The organism is Pseudoxanthomonas winnipegensis (assembly GCF_004283755.1).
Lineage (GTDB): Bacteria > Pseudomonadota > Gammaproteobacteria > Xanthomonadales > Xanthomonadaceae > Pseudoxanthomonas_A > Pseudoxanthomonas_A winnipegensis.
The window spans coordinates 696,940-716,591 of sequence record NZ_SHMH01000001.1 but is presented as its reverse complement, the minus strand read 5'-3'; the positions used below and the strand labels follow the sequence as shown (position 1 = coordinate 716,591).

Below are 19,652 nucleotides of genomic sequence, written 5' to 3'. Positions count from 1 at the left end.
AGTCGCCATCACGCCGAGCGCGTGGCGATGGCCGGCGGCACGGCCGCGGCGCGGCGCGCGGGCCAGAGCACGGCGATCTGCCCTAGCAGCCACAGCAGCACCGCGCCCACCGGCAGGTAGATCAGCGGCAGGCGCGGCAGTTCGTACTTGCTCATCAGCAGCTGGTTGATGGCGTAGGCCAGCACCATGCCGAGCACGATGCCGAGGGTGGCCAGGATGAAGTTCTCGGTCTGGAAGTAGCGCAGGATCTGTCCCTTGGTCGCGCCCAGGGCGCGGCGCACGCCGATCTGGCGGGTGCGCTGGGCGACCCAGAAGCTGGCCAGGCCGACGATGCCCAGCGCGGTGACCACCAGCAGCGCCGCGCTCACCGCCACCAGCAGCCAGGCCATGGCGCGGTCGTTGCGGTAGTAGCGCGCACGCTTGTCTTCCAGCGTGCCGGTGCCACCCTTGCTGATGATGCGGGTGGGGCCGTGCGAGGCGATGACCCGCTTGGCCTGCTCCAGCACCGCCATGCGCTGGGCCGGGTCGTGCACGCGCAGGGCATAGATGCCGCCATCGCTATAGGTGACGCGCGAGGGGAACAGCATGCTCATGTCGTACTCGGCCGCCGACGAGCCGCTGTCGCGCGGCTTGGGCAGGTGCTCGACGATGCCGACGATCCGGTGCGGCTTTTTTCCGAAGACGTAGATCGACTGGCCGATCGCGCCCTGGTCGGGGAACAGGCGCCGGGCCAGCGCCTTGCTGACGATCACCGAAGGAATCCAGCCGTCGCCTTCGGTGCCGTCGTCCACGTACTCCGACGCGGTGAAATCGCGACCTTCCAGCAGGCGCAGGCCGAGGGTCTTGAGCCCGTCTTCGGACACCATGTAGTTGGCCGCGTTGAGGGTCGAATCCTCCTGTTCCGGGCGCAGCTTGATGCCGCTCATCCACACCGCGCCTCCGAACGGGATCAGGTTCAGCACGGTGGCCGAGTCGACGCCGGGAATGGCCCGCAGACCGTCCAGGTCGGCCCGGGTGACGGCCTTGGCTCCCTCATCGTCCTTGGTGATCCCATTGGCCTTCACGAACACCAGATGCGCCTCGTCGAAGCCGCTGGGCCGCTGCATGTGCGCCAGGCGATTGCCGATCAGGAACAGCGCGTTGCACACGATGGCGCAGCTCAGCGCGATCTCCAGCACGATCAGGGCCGCGGCGGTCTTGTGGCGCAGCAGCGTGGAGAGGATGGGGCGGATGTCCATGGGAGGCCTGTGGCGAGAAGTGAGGGAAGAAAAGTGAGAAGTGCGCGATGGAGGGAATGTTCTGGAGCGCGTGGCCGTTGCCTTGCTCGCATCTCCCCTCCGCGCTCACTCCTCGCTCACTGCGTTTTCAGCTGGATGGCCGGCGTGACCTGCATCGCGCGCCAGGCGGGCAGGATGCCGGCGATCAGGCTGCTGGCGATCGCCAGGAGGAAGGTCGCCAGCAGCATCGGCAGGTCCAGGCGGGCCAGGTCGGCGTAGTCGGTCGGCTGATGGCGCACCGCCCACAGGCCCAGCGTCGCCAGCGCCAGGCCGAGCACGCCGCCGGCCAGGCCGACGGTGCCGGCTTCGATCAGGCACTGCAGGAAGATGTCCTTGCGCGTGGCGCCCAGCGCGCGGCGCACGCCGACCTCGCCGCCGCGGCGCAGGAACTTGGCCAGCAGCAGTCCGACGGTGTTGAGCAGGCACACTCCCAGGAAGCCCAGTGCCAGCCAGGCCTGCAGGCGCACGTCGCTGGGCACGACCTGGTTGAAATCCAGCCAGGTCATCACATCGCTCAGGCGCACATTGGTGGGGCGCTGGAAGCGGCCGGCCGCGTGCTGGCGGTCGGAGTAGTTGGTGAGGTAGGCGCGGTAGTCGGCGACCTTCTGCGGCGTGTCCAGCTCCGCCCAGTACTGCAGCCAGACGCACGGCTGGTTCAGGCCGGTATTGCCTTCGGGATCCTTGTTGTCGCCATCATCCCAGCAGTTCATGTTGCCGGTGCTGCCCCAGCGCAGATCGCGCGAGGTGGAGAACGGGACGTAGATTTCCTCCGCCTCGCTGTTGTAGCGGCCGTTGGTGAGGTCGTAGAAGCGCGGGTTGGGATTCCAGTCGCCGATCACACCGACCACGCGGAAGGCGGTCTTGCCCAGCTGCAGCGTGCGTCCGGTCGGGTCGGCGTTGCCGAACAGCTTCTGCGCCAGCGCGCTGGACAGCACCGCCACCCGCGCCCGCGCCGCATCGTCCTCGCCGGTCCAGGCCCGGCCCTGCACGACGGGCACGTCGAACATCGGGAAGAAGTCGGCCGAGGTGAAGCGCGCCTCCAGCACGAACGGCGTCAGTCCGGGCGTGTCCGGTTCGATCGCCACGTGGCCCGCGCTCATCATCGCCCGACGGTCGGCGCGCTTGTCGCGCAGCAGCGTCTCGGCATCCAAACGCGTCATCTGCTCGGCCGGGTCATCGCCGGGCCTGTAGCCGGCCATCGACTGCGGATCCATCTGCACGTAGAACAGCTTGTCGCTCTTGGCGGGAATCGGATTGCCGGACAGCACGTGGAACACCGTCAGCGTGGTCATCGACGCGCCGATGCCCAGGGCCACGGCCAGCACCATCAGCGCGGTCAGGATCTTGTTGCGTCGGAAGCTGCGCAGGGCGAGGTTGAAGTAATAGGCGAACATGGGCTCTCCGGAGGGTCAGGCGCTGCGGGTGGCGACAACGGGCGGAATGGAGGCGGCGCGCAGGGCCGGGCCGAGGACGGCGAGCTGGCCCAGCAGCCAGACCGCCACCACGCCGGCCAGGACGGTCTTCGCGTCGAGGCGGTCCAGTTCGTAGTGCTGCATCAGCCACTGGTTGAGGACGAAGGCCAGCAGCGCGCCGACCGCCACGCCGCCGCCGACGATCAGGAAGTTCTCCAGCTGGAAGTAGCGCAGGATGTCGCCGCGGGTGGCGCCCAGCGCGCGGCGGATGCCGATCTGCTTGGTGCGCTGCTGCACCCAGAAGCTGGCCAGTCCGCCCACGCCCAGTGCGGTGACCGTCAGCAGGATGCCCATGATCGTCAGCAGCATGCGGTTGGTGGCCGCATCGTTGCGGAACTGCTGCTCGCGCAGGCTGGTCATGGGTTCCACGCGCTGCTGCACATGACCGGGGTTGGCCTGCTGCATGGCGCGGGCCGCCAGCGGCAGGACCTGGGCCAACTGCCCGGGCCGGCTGCGGATCATGTAGCCGCCGCCCAGGCCTTCGCCGGCCACGCGGAACTCGGTCAGCACCGCGTCGGCGTCCTCGGCGCGGCCGGTGATCGCCGCGCGCACCGGTGCCACCACGCCGACCACGCGCAGGCTGACCGGCGTTCCGAAGACATTGGCGTGCAGGATCTGGCCGATCGCCGACTGGCCCGGGAACAGCTTCCCGGCCAAGGGTGCGGTCAGCAGGGCAGGCATCTGCCGGCTGGCCGAGGGCGTGGTGGCCGGATCGCCCGCCAGTTCGGCCACGCCAGGCAGTTCGGCGTCCTGGATAGCCCGGCCTTCGACGATGCGCACACCCAGCGTGCGGTTGAGCCCCTGGCTGCCGGCGAACACATACGCCTGCGCCAGTGGCTGCTGCGCATCGGCGCTGTCAAACAGGCTGATGCGATCCACACCCCAGAGCGGCGGTCCGCCGTAAGCCGCCGACATCACGCCCGGCACCGACTGCAGCGTGGCCAGATTGCTGCCGGCGGTACCGGGGTTGTCCGCGCCGATCACCCCGATGCTCTGGATCACGGCGATATCGGACTCGGGGACGCCGGTGGGCGTGCGGGCGCGCTGCAGATTGCCCGAGACGATGAACACCAGGTTGCACAGGACCGCCAGGGTCAGGGCGATTTCCAGCGCCAGCAGCAGGGCGGCGGCGCGATGGCTGCGCAGCGCGCTGAGGATGGGCCGGACGGTATCGAAGGGACTCATAGCGACTTCACCTGCAGGGCGGGGGCGATGCGCGACGCACGCCAGGCCGGCCACACGCCGGCCAGCACCGCCGCGGTGACGGCGATGAGCAGGGCGACGACCAGCATCTGCGGGTCCAGGTGCACCGAAGCGGCGTAGCTCATGGGTTGCTGCCGCACCAGCCACAGGCCGAGCCAGGCCAAGGGCAGGCCCGCCGCGCCACCCAGGGCGCCGATCAGCGCCGACTCGGTCATGCACTGGGCGAACACCGCCCTGCGGCTGGCGCCGAGCGCGCGGCGCACGCCCACCTCGCCGGCCTTGCGCATGAACTTGGAGACCAGCAGGCCCACCGCGTTGACCAGGCACACTAGCAGCACGCCGAAGGCGATCCAGGTCTGCATGCGCACCGTCGGCGGCACCACGCGCTTGTAGTCCAGCCAGTCCACTAGGCCACGCAGGCGCACGTTGGGCGCGCGTTCGAACCGACCCAGCTGACGCTGCTGGGCGCTGTAGTTCTCCAGCGTCCTGCGATAGGCCGCCGCCTGCGCCGCATCGTCCAACTGCACCCAGAACTGGGCCCAGGTGCAGTTCGGCGTCTTGGGATCGTGCAGCCCGTTGCCGCCCTGGCCCCAGCAGGCCATCGGCCCGTAGCCGTAGTCCTGGGGCAGCTCCAGCCAGGTGAAGAACGGCATGTACAGCTGCGCGGCCTTGCCGAAGGCGCTGGAGTTGAGATCGTAGAAGCGCGGCTGCGGGTTCCAGTCCTCGATCACGCCGACCACGCGGAAGTTGCGCGTGGCGATCACCAGCGTGCGCCCGACGCTGTCGGCGCCGCCGAACAGCGCATCGTTGAGCGAACGGGTGATCACCACCACCTGCGCGCGCCGGTCGTCGTCGGCCTGCGACCAGCCCGAGCCATAGACGAAGGGCATGTCGAACATGGCGAACAGGTCGGCCGTGGCCGCGCGCGTGTCGCGCATGGTCAGCGGGCTGCCGGCCGCATCCAGCCGCGTCGGCAGCCAGTTGGCGCTGGTCAGCACGCGCCGGCTCGCGCCCGGAAGCGCATACAGGTTGACCGCATCCTGCCAGGCCAGATCGTCCGGCGGCTCCGGGTTGGCGCCGGGCAGCTGCGCCGGACGTGGGTCGACCTGCGGGTGATAGAGCACGCCGCTGCGTGCGGGCAGCGGATCGCCGGAGAGGTTGTGCAGCACCGTGAGCATCGTCATCGACGCGCCGATGCCCAGCGCGATGGCCAGCACCATCAGCGCGGTCAGCACCTTGTTGCGCCTGAAGCTGCGCAGGGCCAGTTGGAGGTAGTAGGCAAGCATGGCGTCGTTCCTGGCTCAGGCGCTTCGGGTGGCGATCGCCGGCGGCACCGCCGCTGCGCGACGGGCGGGCCACAGCACGGCCAGCTGGCCCAGTGCCCACAGCAGCAGCGCGCCGACGGGCAGGTACCACAGCGGCAGGCGCGGCAGCTCGTAATGGCGCATCAGCAGCTGGTTGAGCGCGTAGGCCAGGCCCATGCCCAGGACGATGCCCAGGGTGACCAGCAGGAAGTTCTCGATCTGGAAGTAGCGCAGGATCTGGCCGCGGGTCGCACCCAGCGCGCGGCGCACGCCGATCTGGCGGGTGCGCTGCGCAACCCAGAAGCTGGCCAGGCCGATGATGCCCAGCGCGGTGACCAGCAACAGCAGCGCGCACAGCGCCAGCAGCAGACCCATCATGTCGCGGTCCTTGCTCATGTAGTCGCTGCGCCATTCGTCGTAGGTCTTGCTGTCCATGATCAGGCGGTTGCTGGCCACGCGCTCGAGCGCGGCTACCGCCTGGCGCAGGACCTGCGCACGCTGGGCCGGGTCGCGGACCCGCAGCACGTACAGGCCGCCGTTCTCGTAGGGGGTGCGCACCGGGATCAGCATCGAGTAGCCGGTGTCGCCATTGACCGTGTTGGGCCGGCGCAGCCGCTCGACCACGCCGACGATCAGCATCGGCACGTTGGCCATGTAGACCTTGCGTCCGACCGCACTTTCGCCCGGGAACAGCTTGTTGGCCGCCTCGCGCGAGACGATCAGCGGCATCGTGCGCAGCGGCACGCCTTTGTTGCCGTCCACCTGCTTCATCAGCTCGGACCAGTCCATGTATTCGTCCGCCGCGAAGTCGCGCCCCGCCGCCAGGCGCAGGCCCAGGGTCTTCAGCGTGCCTTCGGCGCCGGTGTAGAAGGCCGCGTTGAGGGTGGGGATCTTCTGGTCCGGCTGCGTGGCCAGCGAGGAGTTGTTGGAGCCGCGGCGGAACGGCAGCTGATTGACCAGCGCCACGCTGGCCACGCCGGGGATCGCGCGCAGGGCGCCCAGGTCCTGCTGGGTCAATGCATCGACATCGGTCTGCGGGCCCACGCCGCTGAGCGAGACGGTGACCAGCTGCTGCTCGTCGATCCCGCTGGTCTCGCGCAGCGCCTCCCAGCGCTGGCCGACGATGAACAGCGCGTTGCAGATGATCGCGCAGGTCAGCGCGATCTCCACCACGATCAGCGCGGCGGCGGTCTTATGGCGGCGCAGGGTGGACAGGATGGGGCGGATTTCCATGGGAGTCCTGCGGCTGGAAAGGTGAGTGGTAAGGAGTGAGGAGTGAGTCGGGGAGGAGGCGATTGGAAGCGTTCGGCCGTCGCCTTGCTCACTTCCCACGCCTCTGCGTTCGCTCCTGCCTCACTGCGTTTTCAACTGCACGGCAGGCGTGATCTGCATGGCGCGCCAGGCCGGCAGCGCGCCGGCCAGCAGGCTGGACAGCAGCGCCAGCACGAAGGTCAGCAGCAGCATCGATCCGTCCAGGTGCGCCAGCTCGGCGTACTGCGTGGGCCGGTGACGGACCACCCACAGGCCCAGCTCCGCCAGGCCCAGGCCGATCACGCCGCCGACCAGGCCGATGCTGCCGGCCTCGACCAGGCACTGCTTGAAGACTTCCGTGCGGCTGGCGCCCAGCGCGCGGCGCACGCCGATCTCGCCGCTGCGGCGCAGGAACTTGGCCAGCAGCAGGCCGACGGTGTTGACCAGGCAGACCAGCAGGAACGCCAGCGCCAGCCACAGCTGCAGGCGCACATCGCCCGGCACCGCCTGCTGGTAATCCAGCCAGTCCATGACATCACGCAGCCGCGCGTTGGGCGGGCGCTGGTAGCGGCCGGCGTCCTTCTGCTGCTGCGAGTACTGGTTCAGGTAGGCCTTGAAGTCCGCTGCCTGCGAGGCGCGCTCCAGCTCCACCCAGTACTGGATGAAGGCGCAGGGCGCCTCGCGCGCGGTGGCATCGGAGGTGACGTTGTCGCCGTAGCAGTTCATGTTGCCGCTGCGCGACTGGTGCAGGGACATGGCGGTCTGGAACGGTTCGAAGATCTGCTCGTGGGTGCCGTAGACGCCCACGGCGAGGTCGTAGAACAGCGGCTGCGGGTCCCAGGTGTCGATTACGCCGACGATTCGGAAGTCGTGACCGTCCAGGCGGATGACCTTGCCGGTGCTGTCGGCGCCACCGAACAACTTGTCGTTCAACGTCCGCGCGATCACCGCCACGCGTGCCTGACCGCTGTCGTCCTGCGCGGACCAGCCGCGGCCGTAGACGAAGGGCACCTCGAACATCGCGAAGAAGTCGGCCGAGGTATAGCGCGCGCTGAGGACGAAGGGCTTGATCGCCGTGCCTTCCGGTTGGACGGTGACGCTGCCGCCGGTCATCATGGCCTGGCGCTTGGCGCGCTTCTGCGCCAGCAGCGTCTCGGCGTCGTAGCGGCTCATGTCGGGCTGCGGTTCCTCGCCCGGCGTGTAGCCGTCGATCGGAAACGGGTCGAGCTGCGCGTAGAACAGCCGGTCGCTCTTGCCCGGGATCGGGTCGCCGGACAGCACATGGAACACCGTCAGCGTGGTCATCGATACGCCGATGCCCAGCGCCACGGCCAGTACCATCAGCGCGGTCAGCACCTTGTTGCGCCTGAAGCTGCGCAGGGCCAGATTGAAGTAGTAGGCGATCATGGGCGCTCCGGACGGTCAGGCACTGCGGGTGGCGATGGCGGGCGGCACGGCCGCGGCGCGGCGCGCGGGCCACAACACGGCCACCTGGCCGAGCAGCCACAGCACCACCGCGCCGGCGGGCAGGTAGGCCAGTGGCAGGCGCGGCAGCTCGTAGCGGTTCATCAGCAGCTGGTTGAGCGCATAGGCCAGCAGCATGCCCAGGCCGATGCCGATGCCGACCAGCAGGAAGTTCTCCACCTGGAAGTAGCGCAGGATCTGGGCCCGCGTGGCGCCCAGCGCGCGGCGTACGCCGATCTGGCGCGTGCGCTGGGCCACCCAGAAGCTGGCCAGGCCTATGATGCCCAGCGCAGTGACCAGCAGCAGCGCGGCGCAGACCACGCCCAGCAGGCCGATCATGTCGCGGTCGTCGCTGAAGTAATCGGCGCGCACGTCCTGATAGGTCTCGTTGTTGAGCACCAGGCGGCTGCTGTCGATCCTGTCCAGCGTCGCCAGGGCGGCCTTCATCACCTCGTTGCGGCGCGACGGATCGCTGACGCGGACGATGTAGCGGCCCATGCTGTTGTAGTTGTCGCGGATCGGCAGCAGCATCGAGTAGGTGCGGTTGCCGCCGTTCAAGGTCGGGCGGGTGAGGGTCTCGACCACGCCGACGATGTGCAGCGGCGTCTGCGACATGTACACCGTCTTGCCGACGGCCGGCTCGTTGGGGAACAGCTTCTTGGCCATCGCGCTGCTGACGATGATGGAGGCGGCCACCTTGCTGAAATCGATGTCCGGCTTGTTCAACTCGCTGCCGAGCAGGTACTCATCGACATTGAAGTCGCGTCCCGCGATGAGCTTCAGCCCGAAGGTCTTGATGGCGTCGCGGCCGACGCGGTATGCCGCCGCGTTGAGGGTGTTGTCCGCCTGATCGGGGGTGAGGCTGAGCCCACTGTTCGAGGAGCCGTTACGGAAAGGCAGCTGGTTGCTGGTGGTGACGGCGATGACGCCGGGGATGGCGCGCAGGGCCGCCAGGTCTTCCTCGGTGCGCGCATCGGCGTTGTCGTCCTTGCCGATTCCGCTCAGGCGCAGATGCAGCAGCTGATCCTCGGCGATTCCGCTGGGCAGGTTCAGGTTGTCGATGCGCTGGGAAATCAGGAACAGCGCATTGCACACGATGGCGCAGCTCACCGCGATCTCGAGCACGATCAGCGCGGCGGCGGTCTTGTGCCGGCGCAGGGCCGAGAAGATGGGGCGGATTTCCATGGGATCCTCTTGCGGCGAGGCGTGAGTGGGTCGGGCGCGAAGGGCGATGCGGGGATGTGGAGCGTCACTCCTGTCTCATTGCGTCTTGAGCTGTACCGCCGGGGTGATCTGCATCGCCCGCCAGGCGGGCAGCAGGCCCGCGAGCAGGCTGGCGAGCAGGGCCAGGACGAAGGTCAGCAGCAGCATCGTGCCGTCCAGTTGGGCCAGCGCCGCGTACTGGGTCGGGCGATGGCGCACCGCCCACAGGCCCAGCTCCGCCACGCCGAGGCCCAGCACCGCGCCCGCCAGGCCGATGGCTCCCGCCTCCACCAGGCATTGCTTGAAGATCTCGCTGCGCGCCGCGCCCAGCGCGCGGCGCACGCCGATCTCGCCGCTGCGGCGCAGGAACTTGGCCAGCAGCAGGCCGACGGTATTGAGCAGGCACACCACCAGGAAGCCGAACGCCAGCCAGAGCTGCAGCCGCACATCGCCCGGCACCACGTGGTTGTAATCCAGCCACTGCATCACGTCGCGCAGGCGCGTGTTCGGATCGCGTTGGAAACGACCCGCCGCCTTCTGCTCACGCGAATAGTTGTCCAGGTAGGCCTTGAAGTCGCGGGCCTGCGCGGGGCTCTCCAGCTCCACCCAGTACTGCGTCCAGACGCAGGGGGCGTTGAGGTCGCGCGGATCGTTGGTGGGGTTCTTGCCGAAGCAGTTGGTGGTGCCGTTGCCCCAGAGCTTGAGCTCGATGGCGGTCGAGTACGGCGCGAACAGCTGCTCGTCGCTGCCGTAGCTGCCGACGTTGAGGTCGTAGAAGTGCGGCTGCGGCGCCCAGTCGTCGGCGACCCCGACGATGCGGAAGTCGTGATCGCCCAGGCGGATCGTCTTGCCGGTGCTGTCGGCGCCGCCGAACAGCTTGTCGTTGAGCTTCCTGGAGATCACCGCCACGCGCGCGTGGGCCTGGTCGTCCGCCGCGCTCCAGCCGTTGCCGTACAGGAACGGCACCTCGAACATCGGGAAGAAGTCCGCGGAATTCCAGCGCGTGTCGATCACGAACGGCTTGAGGCTGCTGCCCGCCGTCTGCACCACCGTGCCGCCGCCGGTCATCAGCGCCTGGCGCTTGGCCTTGCCCTGGCGCAGAAGCGCCTCGGCGTCGAAGCGGGTCAGCTGTTCTTCCGGTTCTTCGCCGGGCTTGTAGTTCGCCGCCGGCTCCGGGTCGAGTTGGACGATGAACAGCCGGTCGCTCTTGGCGGGGATCGGATCGCCGGACAGCACATGGAACACCGTCAGCGTCGTCATGGTGGCGCCGATGCCCATGGCGATCGCCAGCACCATCAGCGCGGTCAGGACCTTGTTGCGCCTGAAGCTGCGCAGGGCCAGGTTGAAGTAGTAGGCGAGCATGGCGGTCCTTAGGGGTCAGACAGCGCGGGTGGCGACGACGGGCGGAATCGAGGCGGCGCGCAGCGCCGGCCCCAGCACGGCCAGCTGGCCCACGCCCCACAGCAGCACCGCGCCGATGGGCAGGTAGAGCAGCGGCAGGCGCGCCAGTTCGAAGTACTTCATCAGCAGCAGGTTGCCGCCGTAGGCCAGCAGCATGCCCAGCACGATGCCGCCGCTGGCCAGCAGGAAGTTCTCGGTCTGGAAGTAGCGCAGGATGTCCTTGCGCGTGGCGCCCAGCGCGCGACGGATGCCGATCTGCTTGGTGCGCTGGGCCACCCAGAAGCTGGCCAGCCCCACGATGCCCAGCGCGGTCACCAGCAGCATCGCGGCGATCACCGCCACCAGCAGCCCGGCCATGGCGCGGTCGGGACGGAAGTAGGTCTGCCGCAGCTCGGATAGCGGTTGGCTGTAGCGATCGTCGAGCAGGGTCTGCGGAATGGCCTGCGTGATCCGAGCGCGCACCTGTTGCAGCAAACGCGGCAGCTCTTTGGGATCGGCGCGCAGCACGTAGATGCCCGACTGCGAGTCGTTGCGCACCGGCACCACCACGGACCAGTCGGTGCCGATCATGCCGTCTTCGCTGCGGCCGGGGTCCGGCCGGGACAGATGCTCCAGGATGCCGATCACGCGATAGTGGCCGGCCCCCCAAAGCTCCTTTCCAAGCGGATCCTGCCCCGGCCACAGGTGCTCGGCCAGGGCGCGGGTGATCAGGACGTTCGCCGCGTTGGGCGCGAACCGCTCGAAGGACTGATAGTCCTCATCGGAAAAGCTGCGGCCGCGCACGGGTGTCAGCCGCAGGGCGGCGATGGCACCGGCGTCGGCCGTGTAGAAGTGCGGCACGCCACCGACGTGATTGCACTGCTGGTCCAGGCAGACGCCGGAATTGCCGGCAGGCGAGGTGAAAGGCAGCGAATTGATCGTGCCGACCGCCTGGATGCCGGGCGTCCCGCGCACCACGTCCAGGACGCGTGCGTTGAGTTCGGTATGGCTGCCGCAGGCATCGCAGCCCGACAGCGCTACCGTGGCCAAGGCCTTCTCGTCCACGCCGCTGTCCAGGTGCAGCAGGTCCAGACGCGCGCTGATCAGGAAGAACGCATTGCACAGGACCGCGCAGGCCAGCGCGATCTCCAGCGCGATCAGCACGGCGGCGATGCGGTGGCGGGTCAGCGCGGAGAGGATGGGCTTGATCTGCATGGCGGCGTCCTTACAGCGCTTTGAGTTGCATGGCCGGCGCGATGCGGCTGGCGCGCATGGCGGGGAACACCCCGGCCAACACGCTGCAGGCGATCGCCGCGGCGAAGGTCAGCAGGAAGCTCCACAGGTTCATGCCGATCATGTCGGCGTATTCCACGGGCTGCTGACGCACCACCCACAAGCCCAGCAGCGTGAGCATCCAGCCCAGCACGCCGCCGATCAGACCGATCATGCCGGCCTCGGCCAGGCACTGGCCAAAGATGTCCTTGCGGGACGCGCCCAGCGCGCGGCGCACGCCGATCTCGCCGCTGCGGCGCAGGAACTTGGCCAGCAGCAGACCGATGGCGTTGAACAGGCACAGGCCGAGGAACGCGACGGCCAGCCACGATTGCAGGCGTGCATCGCTGGGCACGACCCGATTGTGATCCAGCCATTGCGGCAACGACTGCAGCCGCGCGGTCTCGCTGATGCCGATACGCCCGGCCGCCTTCTGCTGGTTGGCATAGTCGGAAAGCAGGCGCCGGTACTGTGCGACCTTGAGCGGGTTGTCCAGTTCCACCCACAGCTGCAGCCACACGCAGGGGGCCGTGGTCAGGTTCAGCGGCGTGGGCGCGCTACCGAAGCAAGTCCACGGCTGCATGTGCTGGCCGTTGACTTCCAGCGCGCTGGACATCGGCATGAACACGTCCTGCGGCTTGCCGTAGAAGCTGGCCGTGTCGCCATGGGCGAAGCTGCCGCCGGCCAAGGTGTAGAACTGGGGCGAAGGACGCCACGGCGCCAGCACGCCGACGATGCGCACATCGGCGTCGCGGATGCGCAGGTGCTGGCCGACGCTGCTCTTCCCCGCGAACAGGCGGTTGTTCAGATCGGCCGAGATCACGGCCACGCGCGCGTGGTCCTCATCGTCCTGCGCGCTCCACGCACCGCCGTGCGCGAATGGCACCTGGAACATCGGGAAGAATCCGGACTGCGTGGACAGCATCTGGGTCATCAGGGCCGGGGTGCCGGCGTCGGCCGCGCGCAGCTTGACTTCGCTCTCGGCCACCATGGCCTGGCGATCCGGGTGCCCCAAGCGCCACAGGTCCATCGCGGTGATGTAGTCCAGCTTGTCGAACGGACGCTGGCCGGGGCGCGAAGCAGGGCGAGGATCGAGTTGCGGGATGAAGATCGTCTCGCTCTTGCCCGGCAGCGGATCGCCCGACAGCAGATGCAGCACCGTCAGCGTGGTCATCGCCGCGCCGATGCCCACGGCGATGGACAGCACCATCAACCCGGTCAGCACCGGGTTGCGGCGCAGGCTGCGCAGGGCCAGGGCCAGGTAGTAGCCGAACATCGCCGCGGACCTGTGGCTCAGGCCTGCGCGGAGGCGGTCGGCGCGGCGCCGGACATCAGCGACGCCTCGCGCACCAGGTCGGTGGCCTGGCCATCGACGATGTGCACGTTGCGCTGGGCGCGCGCGGCCAGTTCCGGGTCGTGGGTGACCATGACGATGGTGCTGCCGGCGGCGTTGATCTCCTCCAGCAGCTCCATCACGCCGCGGGCCATCTGCGAGTCCAGGTTGCCGGTCGGTTCGTCGGCCAGCAGCAGGCGCGGGCTGCCGGCCAGGGCGCGGGCGATGGCGGCGCGCTGCTGCTGACCGCCGGACAGTTCGGCCGGGTAGTGCTTCATGCGCGAGCCCAGGCCCACGCGCTCCAGCGACTCGGTGATGCGCTGCCTGCGTTCGGCCGCGGCCATACCGCGGTAGCGCAGCGGCACATCGACGTTGTCGAACAGGTTGAGGTCGGGGATCAGGTTGAAGCTCTGGAAGATGAAGCCGATCTTCTGGTTGCGCAGCTTGCTGCGCGCGTTGTCGTTGAGATGGCTCACGTCCTCGCCGTCCAGGCGGTAGGTGCCGGAGGTGAAGGTCTCCAGCAGGCCGGCGATGTTGAGGAAGGTGGTCTTGCCCGAGCCGGACGGCCCGGTGACGGCGACGAACTCGCCTTCCTTCACGTGCAGGTCCAGCGAGCGCAGGGCGTGGGTCTGCACCTGCTCGGTGCGGAAGACCTTGGAGACGGCGTGCATTTCGAGCATGGCGGAGTCCTTCGTTGGAATGAATGGCGTGGGGCGGTGGGTACTGCGATGTCTGTAGAGCGGAGCTTGCTCCGCTGCCGCATGACCGGCGGAGCCTGTAGAGCGGAGCTTGCTCCGCTGTGGCATGACCGGCGGAGCCTGTAGAGCGGAGCTTGCTCCGCTGCCGCATGACCGGCGGAGCCTCAGCGGAGCAAGCTCCGCTCTACCGGGTGACTTGAATCAATGCACCGTCACCCGCGGTGCATCGCCGAACTGGTCGGCGCCGGAGACGACCACGCGGTCGCCTTCCTTCAGGCCGGAGAGGATCTCGGTTTCCGACAGGCTCGACACGCCCAGCTGGACCGGCTGGCGCTGGGCGCTCGACCCATCCATGACGTAGGCGTAGCGGCCGCCGGACTGTTCGACGAACGGGCCGCGCTCGACCTTGAGCACGTTCTTGCGCGTGTCCAGCAGGATGCGCGCGCTCATGCGCTGGCTCTGGCGCAGGCCCGGCGGCTGCGGGCCGTCGAAGCGCACGCGCGCGGTGACCTCGCCGGCGACGACCTCGGGCGAGACGGCCGAGATCTTGCCGGGGAAGGGTTCGCCGCTGCCGGAGGTCAGCTGCGCCGGCACGCCGATCGCCAGGTCGCGGGCGAAGCTCTCCGGCACCTTGATCTCCACTTCGAACTTGGACAGGTCCACCACCGAGAGGATCGGCGCGTTGATCGCCACGTTGGTGCCCTGGGCGATCTGCACCTGGCCGACCTGGCCGTCGAAGGGCGCGCGCAGGGTCAGCGCATCGACCTGGCGCTGCAGTTCCTCCACCACCGCCTGCTGGCGCTGGGCCAGCAGCTGCTTGTTGCGCGCATCCAGCTGCGCGGCCTGCTGATTGAGCTGGGCGTCCTGCTGGGCGTGCTGCAGTTCGATTTCGGTCTTGGTCAGGGTGTCGTGGGCCTTGGCCAGTTCCACCTGCGGCAGCGCGCCGGCGTCATAGGCGCGCTGGTAGCGCTCGACGTCGCGCGCGGCGCCCTGGCGGTCGATCTTGCCCTGGTCGACCAGCTTGCTCGCCTCCGAGCGCGCCTTGGCCACGTCCAGCGTGGCGCGGCTGGCCTCGGCCTCCATGCCGGCCAGGGTGGATTCCTCCTGGGCCAGCTTGCTGCGCAGGGCCGGGCTGTCGATCACCGCCAGCGCGTCGCCCTTCTTCACCACGTCGCCGGCGACGACCTTCAGGCTGACGGTGCCGCCGTCGATGGCGTACAGGGTCGGGCTGTTGGCGGTGATGACGCGGCCGTCGGCGGCCAGGTCGCGCACCAGGTCGCCGCGGGTGACCGTGGCGATGCGCACGCGGCTGGCGTCGAACGAGCGCCCGCCCGCGGCCCAGCCCATCACGACCCAGACCAGGGCGGCGGCCAGCACGGCCACACCGCCGCCGATCAGGCCCCAGCGTTTCCAGCGCTTGCCCTTGCCGGTGTCGACTACCACGTCCTGGGCGGCGGTGTCGCGGATACGGAAGGGGTTGTCGGTCTGTTGCATGGACACGGGGCACGCCTGCTGGGAAAGCTGCGCTTCACCACGCACGGGGCGTGCCAACTGCAAGTGCTTGATCTGCAAGCTGTCCGAGCCGCGGACAGTGTCCGACCGGACACTTGGGTTGTCCGGGCGGACAGCAGCGCGGTGTGTCCAGAAAGGCGCTGCATGCGGTTGCCCCCTCCCTTTGGCCGCAGGCCAAGGGGAGCTCGAAGTCGCGACCTAGCGACTGAGGGGGAGGGATGCTCTTCGCGGGAAACGCAAAGGTAGAAACCCCCTCCCAGCCTCCCCGCCTTCGCTGCGCGAGAGGGGAGGTTCGATCACGATGTGGGAGCCACTACCTCTCGGATCAGGTCGCGGTCTCCTTGTAGAGCGGAGCTTGCTCCGCTGCGTTTTGGCCGGACCCTCTGGAAGCCCCAGCGGAGCAAGCTCCGCTCTACAGAGGGGGAGGCCGCCATGGCCGCGATCGGCTTTCGCAATGCTGCGCCAGAAGCCGCTCAGGTCCGCCCTGTAAACTGGCGCGGCTTCTTCAACGGCAGAACGGCAAAGGATTCACCCATGTGCGGCATCGTCGGCGCGATCGCGGATCGCGATGTGGTCCCTGTCCTGATCGAGGGCCTCAAGCGCCTGGAATACCGCGGCTACGACTCGGCGGGGATCGCCGTGGTCGAGGGGGAGGTCCGCCGCGTGCGCCGCACCGGGCGGGTGGCCGAGATGGAGGCCGCCGCGCGCGCCGAGCACTTCAGCGCCACGCTGGGCATCGGCCACACCCGCTGGGCCACCCACGGCGGTGTGACCGAGGCCAACGCCCATCCGCACATCAGCCGCGGCGCCCTGGCGCTGGTCCACAACGGCATCATCGAGAACCACGAGGCCCAGCGCGAGAAGCTCACCGAGCTGGGCTACGTGTTCGAGTCGCAGACCGACACCGAGGTCATCGCCCACCTCATCCACCACCACCAGAGCCAGGGCCTGGACCTGCTGGCCGCGCTGCAGGCCACGGTCAAGGAGCTCACCGGCGCCTATGCGCTGGCGGTGGTCTCGCGCGACGAACCGGGCCGCCTGGTCGCCGCGCGCATGGGCTGCCCGCTGCTGGTCGGCCTGGGGGAGGGCGAGAACTTCGTCGCCTCCGACGTGTCGGCCATCCTCCAGGCCACGCGCCAGGTGATCTTCCTGGAGGAAGGCGATACGGTCGATGTGACCCGCCAGGGCGTGACGGTGTTCGACGCGACCGACGCGGCCGTGCAGCGCCAGGTGCATGTGTCCGACGTCTCGCTGGCCTCGCTGGAGCTGGGCCCGTACCGGCACTTCATGCAGAAGGAGATCCACGAGCAGCCGCGCGCGCTGGGCGACACCATCGAGGCCGCCATCGATGCCGGCGGCTTCCCGGCCAGCCTGTTCGGCGCGCGCGCCGGCGAGGTGCTCGCTGGCATCACCGGCGTGCAGATCCTGGCCTGTGGAACCAGCTACTACGCCGGCATGACCGCGCGCTACTGGATCGAGGCCATCGCCGGGCTGCCGTGCAGCGTGGAGATCGCCAGCGAGTACCGCTACCGCGCCGCCTATGCCGACCCGCGCCACCTAGTGGTCACCATCTCCCAGTCCGGCGAGACGCTGGACACGATGGAGGCGCTCAAGTACGCCAAGTCGCTGGGCCACACCCATACGCTGTCGATCTGCAACGTGCCCGAAAGCGCCATCCCGCGCGCCAGCGAGCTGGTCTGCTACACCCGCGCCGGCGCCGAGATCGGCGTGGCCTCGACCAAGGCCTTCACCACCCAGCTGGCCGCGCTGTTCCAGCTGGCCGTGGCGCTGGGCCGCCTGCACGGCAAGGTCGACGATGCGCAGGAAGCCGACTACCTGGAGCAGCTGCGCCACCTGCCCGGCAGCGTGCAGCACGCGCTCAACCTGGAGCCGCAGATCGCCGCCTGGGCCGAGGCGTTCGCGCGCCGGGACAACGCGCTGTTCCTCGGCCGCGGCCTGAGCTACCCGATCGCGCTGGAAGGTGCGCTCAAGCTCAAGGAGATCTCCTACATCCACGCCGAGGCCTACCCGGCCGGCGAGCTCAAGCATGGACCGCTGGCGCTGGTGGACGACACCATCCCGGTGGTGTTCATCGCGCCCAACGACCGGCTGCTGGAGAAGGTCAAGTCCAACATGCAGGAAGTGCGCGCCCGCGGCGGCGAGCTGTTCGTGTTCGCCGACCAGGACAGCCACTTCAGCGAGTCCGCCGGGGTGCACGTGATCCGCACCCCGCGCCACACCGGCGTGCTCAGCCCGGTGGTGCACACCATCCCGGTCCAGCTGCTGGCCTATCACACCGCCCTGGCGCGCGGCACCGATGTGGACAAGCCGCGCAACCTGGCCAAGGCCGTGACCGTCGAGTAGCCCAGGCGCTGCCCGGCGGGGACGCTGTGCGCCGGGTCGCCCGCGCGCGCGCGCGCCGAAGATGCGAGAGAATCCGGTGCGCCAGGCCCACCCACCCTGGCTTTCCATCGAAGCGCCATGGCCGAGCACGAACAGGACTACGAGAGCGAACGCCTGCGGCGCCTGATGGATCTGCGGGTGATGGACAGCTCGCCCGAGCCGCTGTTCGACGCGCTGACCCGCGCCGCGGCCGAACTGACCGCCTCGCCGGTGGCGCTGATCACCCTGATCGAGCAGGACCGGCAATGGATCAAGTCCAACCACGGCCTGCCGGGGCTGGAAGCGACCGCGCGCACGACCGCCTTCTGCGATTACGCCATCCGCAGCGACAAGCTGCTGGAGGTGCGCGATGCCCGGCGCGACGTGCGCTTCTCGCGCTTCGAGACCGTGGTCGGCGAGCCCTACGTGCGCTTCTACGCCGGCGCCCCGCTGACGCTGACCAGCGGCCACCCGGTCGGCACGCTGTGCGTGTTCGACACTGTGCCGCGCCAGCTCGAGCCGGCCCAGAGAGCCGCGCTGGAGCAGCTGGCGCACGCGGCGGTGGCCGCCATCGAGCTGCGCGCCCAGCTGCTGCGCAGCCAGGAGGCGCTGACCCGCAGCACACTGGAGCTGTCCACTGCCCTGCAGCGCAGCACCATGCTCGAACGCCGCCTGCGCGACAGCGAGGCCTTCCTGGAGCGCACCGGCCGCGCCGCGGGCGTGGGCGGCTTCGAGGTCAACCTGGACACCGGACGCATCCAGTGGTCCGACCAGGCCTGCCGCATCCACGATGTGCCGCCGGGCTTCGCCCCGTCGGGTCTCGACGAGGCGCTCTCGTTCTATGACGAACAGGTGCGCGACACCTTCCGCGACGCCGTGCGGCGCGCGATGGAGCAGGGCGAGCCCTGGGACCTGGAACTGCCGCAGACCACCCGCGCCGGCCGCCGCATCTGGGTGCGCTCGGTCGGCCGGCGGGAAACGATCGACGGCCAGCCCAAGCTGGTCGGCGCCTTCCAGGACGTGACGCTGCGGCACAGGGCCGTGCAGGCGCTGGAGACCAGCGAGCGCCGTTTCCGCAAGTTGTTCGAATCCAGCCTGGGGCTGATCTGCACCCACGATGCGCAGGGCACCATCCTCAGCGCCAACCCGGCCAGCGCACGCTCGCTGGACATCGAACTGACCGATGTCCTGGGCCATCGCCTGATCGAACGGATCCGGCCCCAGCGCCATGCACAGTTCCATGAGTACCTGGAGCGGGTGTTCCGCGACGGCAGCGCCTCGGGCACGCTGGAACTGATCGCGCGCGATGGCAGCCTGCGCTACTGGGACTATCACAACGTGGTCGACAGCGACGAGGGCGAGCCCTACGTTCTGGGCTACGCGCAGGACGTCACCGTCCAGGTCGCCCAGGCGCGCGTGCTGCGCGATCATTCCTTCCACGACCCGCTGACGCACTGCTTCAACCGGCGCTACCTGCACGAGCTGGAGAGCCGCTGGCAGGACCGGTCGGTCGGCTGCGTGGCGGTCGACCTGGACCACTTCAAGCAGGTCAACGACGCGCACGGCCACCGGCGCGGCGATGCGGTGCTGGTGGCGTTCGCCGAGTTCCTGCAGCGGCACGCCGGCGCGGAGGGCGTCGTGGTGCGGCTGGGCGGCGACGAGTTCGCGGTGATCCTGCCCGACCAGGACCCGGTCAGCCTGGACGCCTGGATGGCGCAGCTGCGCGCCGCCGGCGACCAGGTGCCGATTGGCTTCTCCAAGGGCGCCGCCATCCGCGCCGCCGGCGCCACGCTCGAGCAGACCTTGGAGCTGGCCGATCAGGCCCTGTACCGCCAGCGCCGCCGGCATCGCGGCCGCTCGGCCGGCGTGGCGGCAGAGGCGCGGTAACCGCGCCGCCCCCG

The 19,652-nt window shown here is 69.2% G+C and carries 14 protein-coding genes; 2 read left to right on the top strand and 12 right to left on the bottom strand.

Going from position 1 to position 19,652, the window contains the following annotated elements; genetic code table 11:
• Positions 1 to 8: 8 nt before the first annotated feature.
• The 12 genes from EAT51_RS03205 to EAT51_RS03150 form a co-directional block, all read right to left on the bottom strand.
• Positions 9 to 1,238 carry an ABC transporter permease gene (locus EAT51_RS03205; RefSeq protein ID WP_130561290.1) on the bottom strand — a complete coding sequence of 410 codons (1,230 nt, stop codon included), beginning with the start codon at positions 1,236 to 1,238 and terminating at the stop codon, positions 9 to 11.
• 116 nt (positions 1,239 to 1,354) lie between these two features.
• The gene (locus EAT51_RS03200) at positions 1,355 to 2,671 is read right to left on the bottom strand and encodes an ABC transporter permease (protein ID WP_130561289.1); all 1,317 of its coding nucleotides are present in this window, start codon (positions 2,669 to 2,671) and stop codon (positions 1,355 to 1,357) included.
• A 15-nt stretch (positions 2,672 to 2,686) separates the two neighbouring features.
• Entirely contained in the window at positions 2,687 to 3,934 is a 1,248-nt protein-coding gene (locus EAT51_RS03195; RefSeq protein WP_130515154.1) for an ABC transporter permease, read from the bottom strand.
• Positions 3,931 to 5,238 (bottom strand): ABC transporter permease, encoded by a 1,308-nt coding sequence (locus EAT51_RS03190; protein WP_130515156.1) that lies wholly within the window; start codon positions 5,236 to 5,238, stop codon positions 3,931 to 3,933. Before EAT51_RS03190 ends, EAT51_RS03195 begins: the two co-directional genes overlap by 4 nt.
• A 15-nt stretch (positions 5,239 to 5,253) precedes the next feature.
• Entirely contained in the window at positions 5,254 to 6,489 is a 1,236-nt protein-coding gene (locus EAT51_RS03185) for an ABC transporter permease (RefSeq protein ID WP_130515158.1), read from the bottom strand.
• 120 nt (positions 6,490 to 6,609) lie between these two features.
• Positions 6,610 to 7,914, bottom strand: a complete 1,305-nt coding sequence (locus tag EAT51_RS03180; RefSeq protein ID WP_130515161.1) for an ABC transporter permease — start codon at positions 7,912 to 7,914, stop codon at positions 6,610 to 6,612.
• Positions 7,915 to 7,929: 15 nt separating this feature from the next.
• Positions 7,930 to 9,156 carry an ABC transporter permease gene (locus tag EAT51_RS03175; protein WP_130515162.1) on the bottom strand — a complete coding sequence of 409 codons (1,227 nt, stop codon included), beginning with the start codon at positions 9,154 to 9,156 and terminating at the stop codon, positions 7,930 to 7,932.
• A gap of 75 nt (positions 9,157 to 9,231) precedes the next feature.
• Positions 9,232 to 10,536, bottom strand: coding sequence for an ABC transporter permease (locus EAT51_RS03170; protein ID WP_130515164.1), 1,305 nt, complete (start codon positions 10,534 to 10,536; stop codon positions 9,232 to 9,234).
• 15 nt (positions 10,537 to 10,551) lie between these two features.
• Complete coding sequence (locus EAT51_RS03165) at positions 10,552 to 11,769, bottom strand: ABC transporter permease (protein WP_130515166.1); 1,218 nt, start codon at positions 11,767 to 11,769, stop codon at positions 10,552 to 10,554.
• Positions 11,770 to 11,779: 10 nt separating this feature from the next.
• The gene (locus EAT51_RS03160; RefSeq protein ID WP_130515168.1) at positions 11,780 to 13,102 is read right to left on the bottom strand and encodes an ABC transporter permease; all 1,323 of its coding nucleotides are present in this window, start codon (positions 13,100 to 13,102) and stop codon (positions 11,780 to 11,782) included.
• Between the two features lie 17 nt (positions 13,103 to 13,119).
• On the bottom strand, positions 13,120 to 13,839 hold the full coding sequence (locus EAT51_RS03155; RefSeq protein WP_130515170.1) for an ABC transporter ATP-binding protein: 720 nt from the start codon (positions 13,837 to 13,839) through the stop codon (positions 13,120 to 13,122).
• Positions 13,840 to 14,058: 219 nt separating this feature from the next.
• The gene (locus tag EAT51_RS03150) at positions 14,059 to 15,204 is read right to left on the bottom strand and encodes an efflux RND transporter periplasmic adaptor subunit (protein WP_425478183.1); all 1,146 of its coding nucleotides are present in this window, start codon (positions 15,202 to 15,204) and stop codon (positions 14,059 to 14,061) included.
• 699 nt (positions 15,205 to 15,903) lie between these two features.
• Between EAT51_RS03150 and glmS the strand changes: the two genes are divergently transcribed.
• Together glmS and EAT51_RS03140 are read left to right on the top strand one after the other, a co-directional pair.
• On the top strand, positions 15,904 to 17,733 hold the full coding sequence (glmS, locus tag EAT51_RS03145; protein ID WP_130515171.1) for a glutamine--fructose-6-phosphate transaminase (isomerizing): 1,830 nt from the start codon (positions 15,904 to 15,906) through the stop codon (positions 17,731 to 17,733).
• Positions 17,734 to 17,850: 117 nt separating this feature from the next.
• Positions 17,851 to 19,638, top strand: coding sequence for a sensor domain-containing diguanylate cyclase (locus tag EAT51_RS03140; protein WP_130515172.1), 1,788 nt, complete (start codon positions 17,851 to 17,853; stop codon positions 19,636 to 19,638).
• Positions 19,639 to 19,652 lie beyond the last annotated feature (14 nt).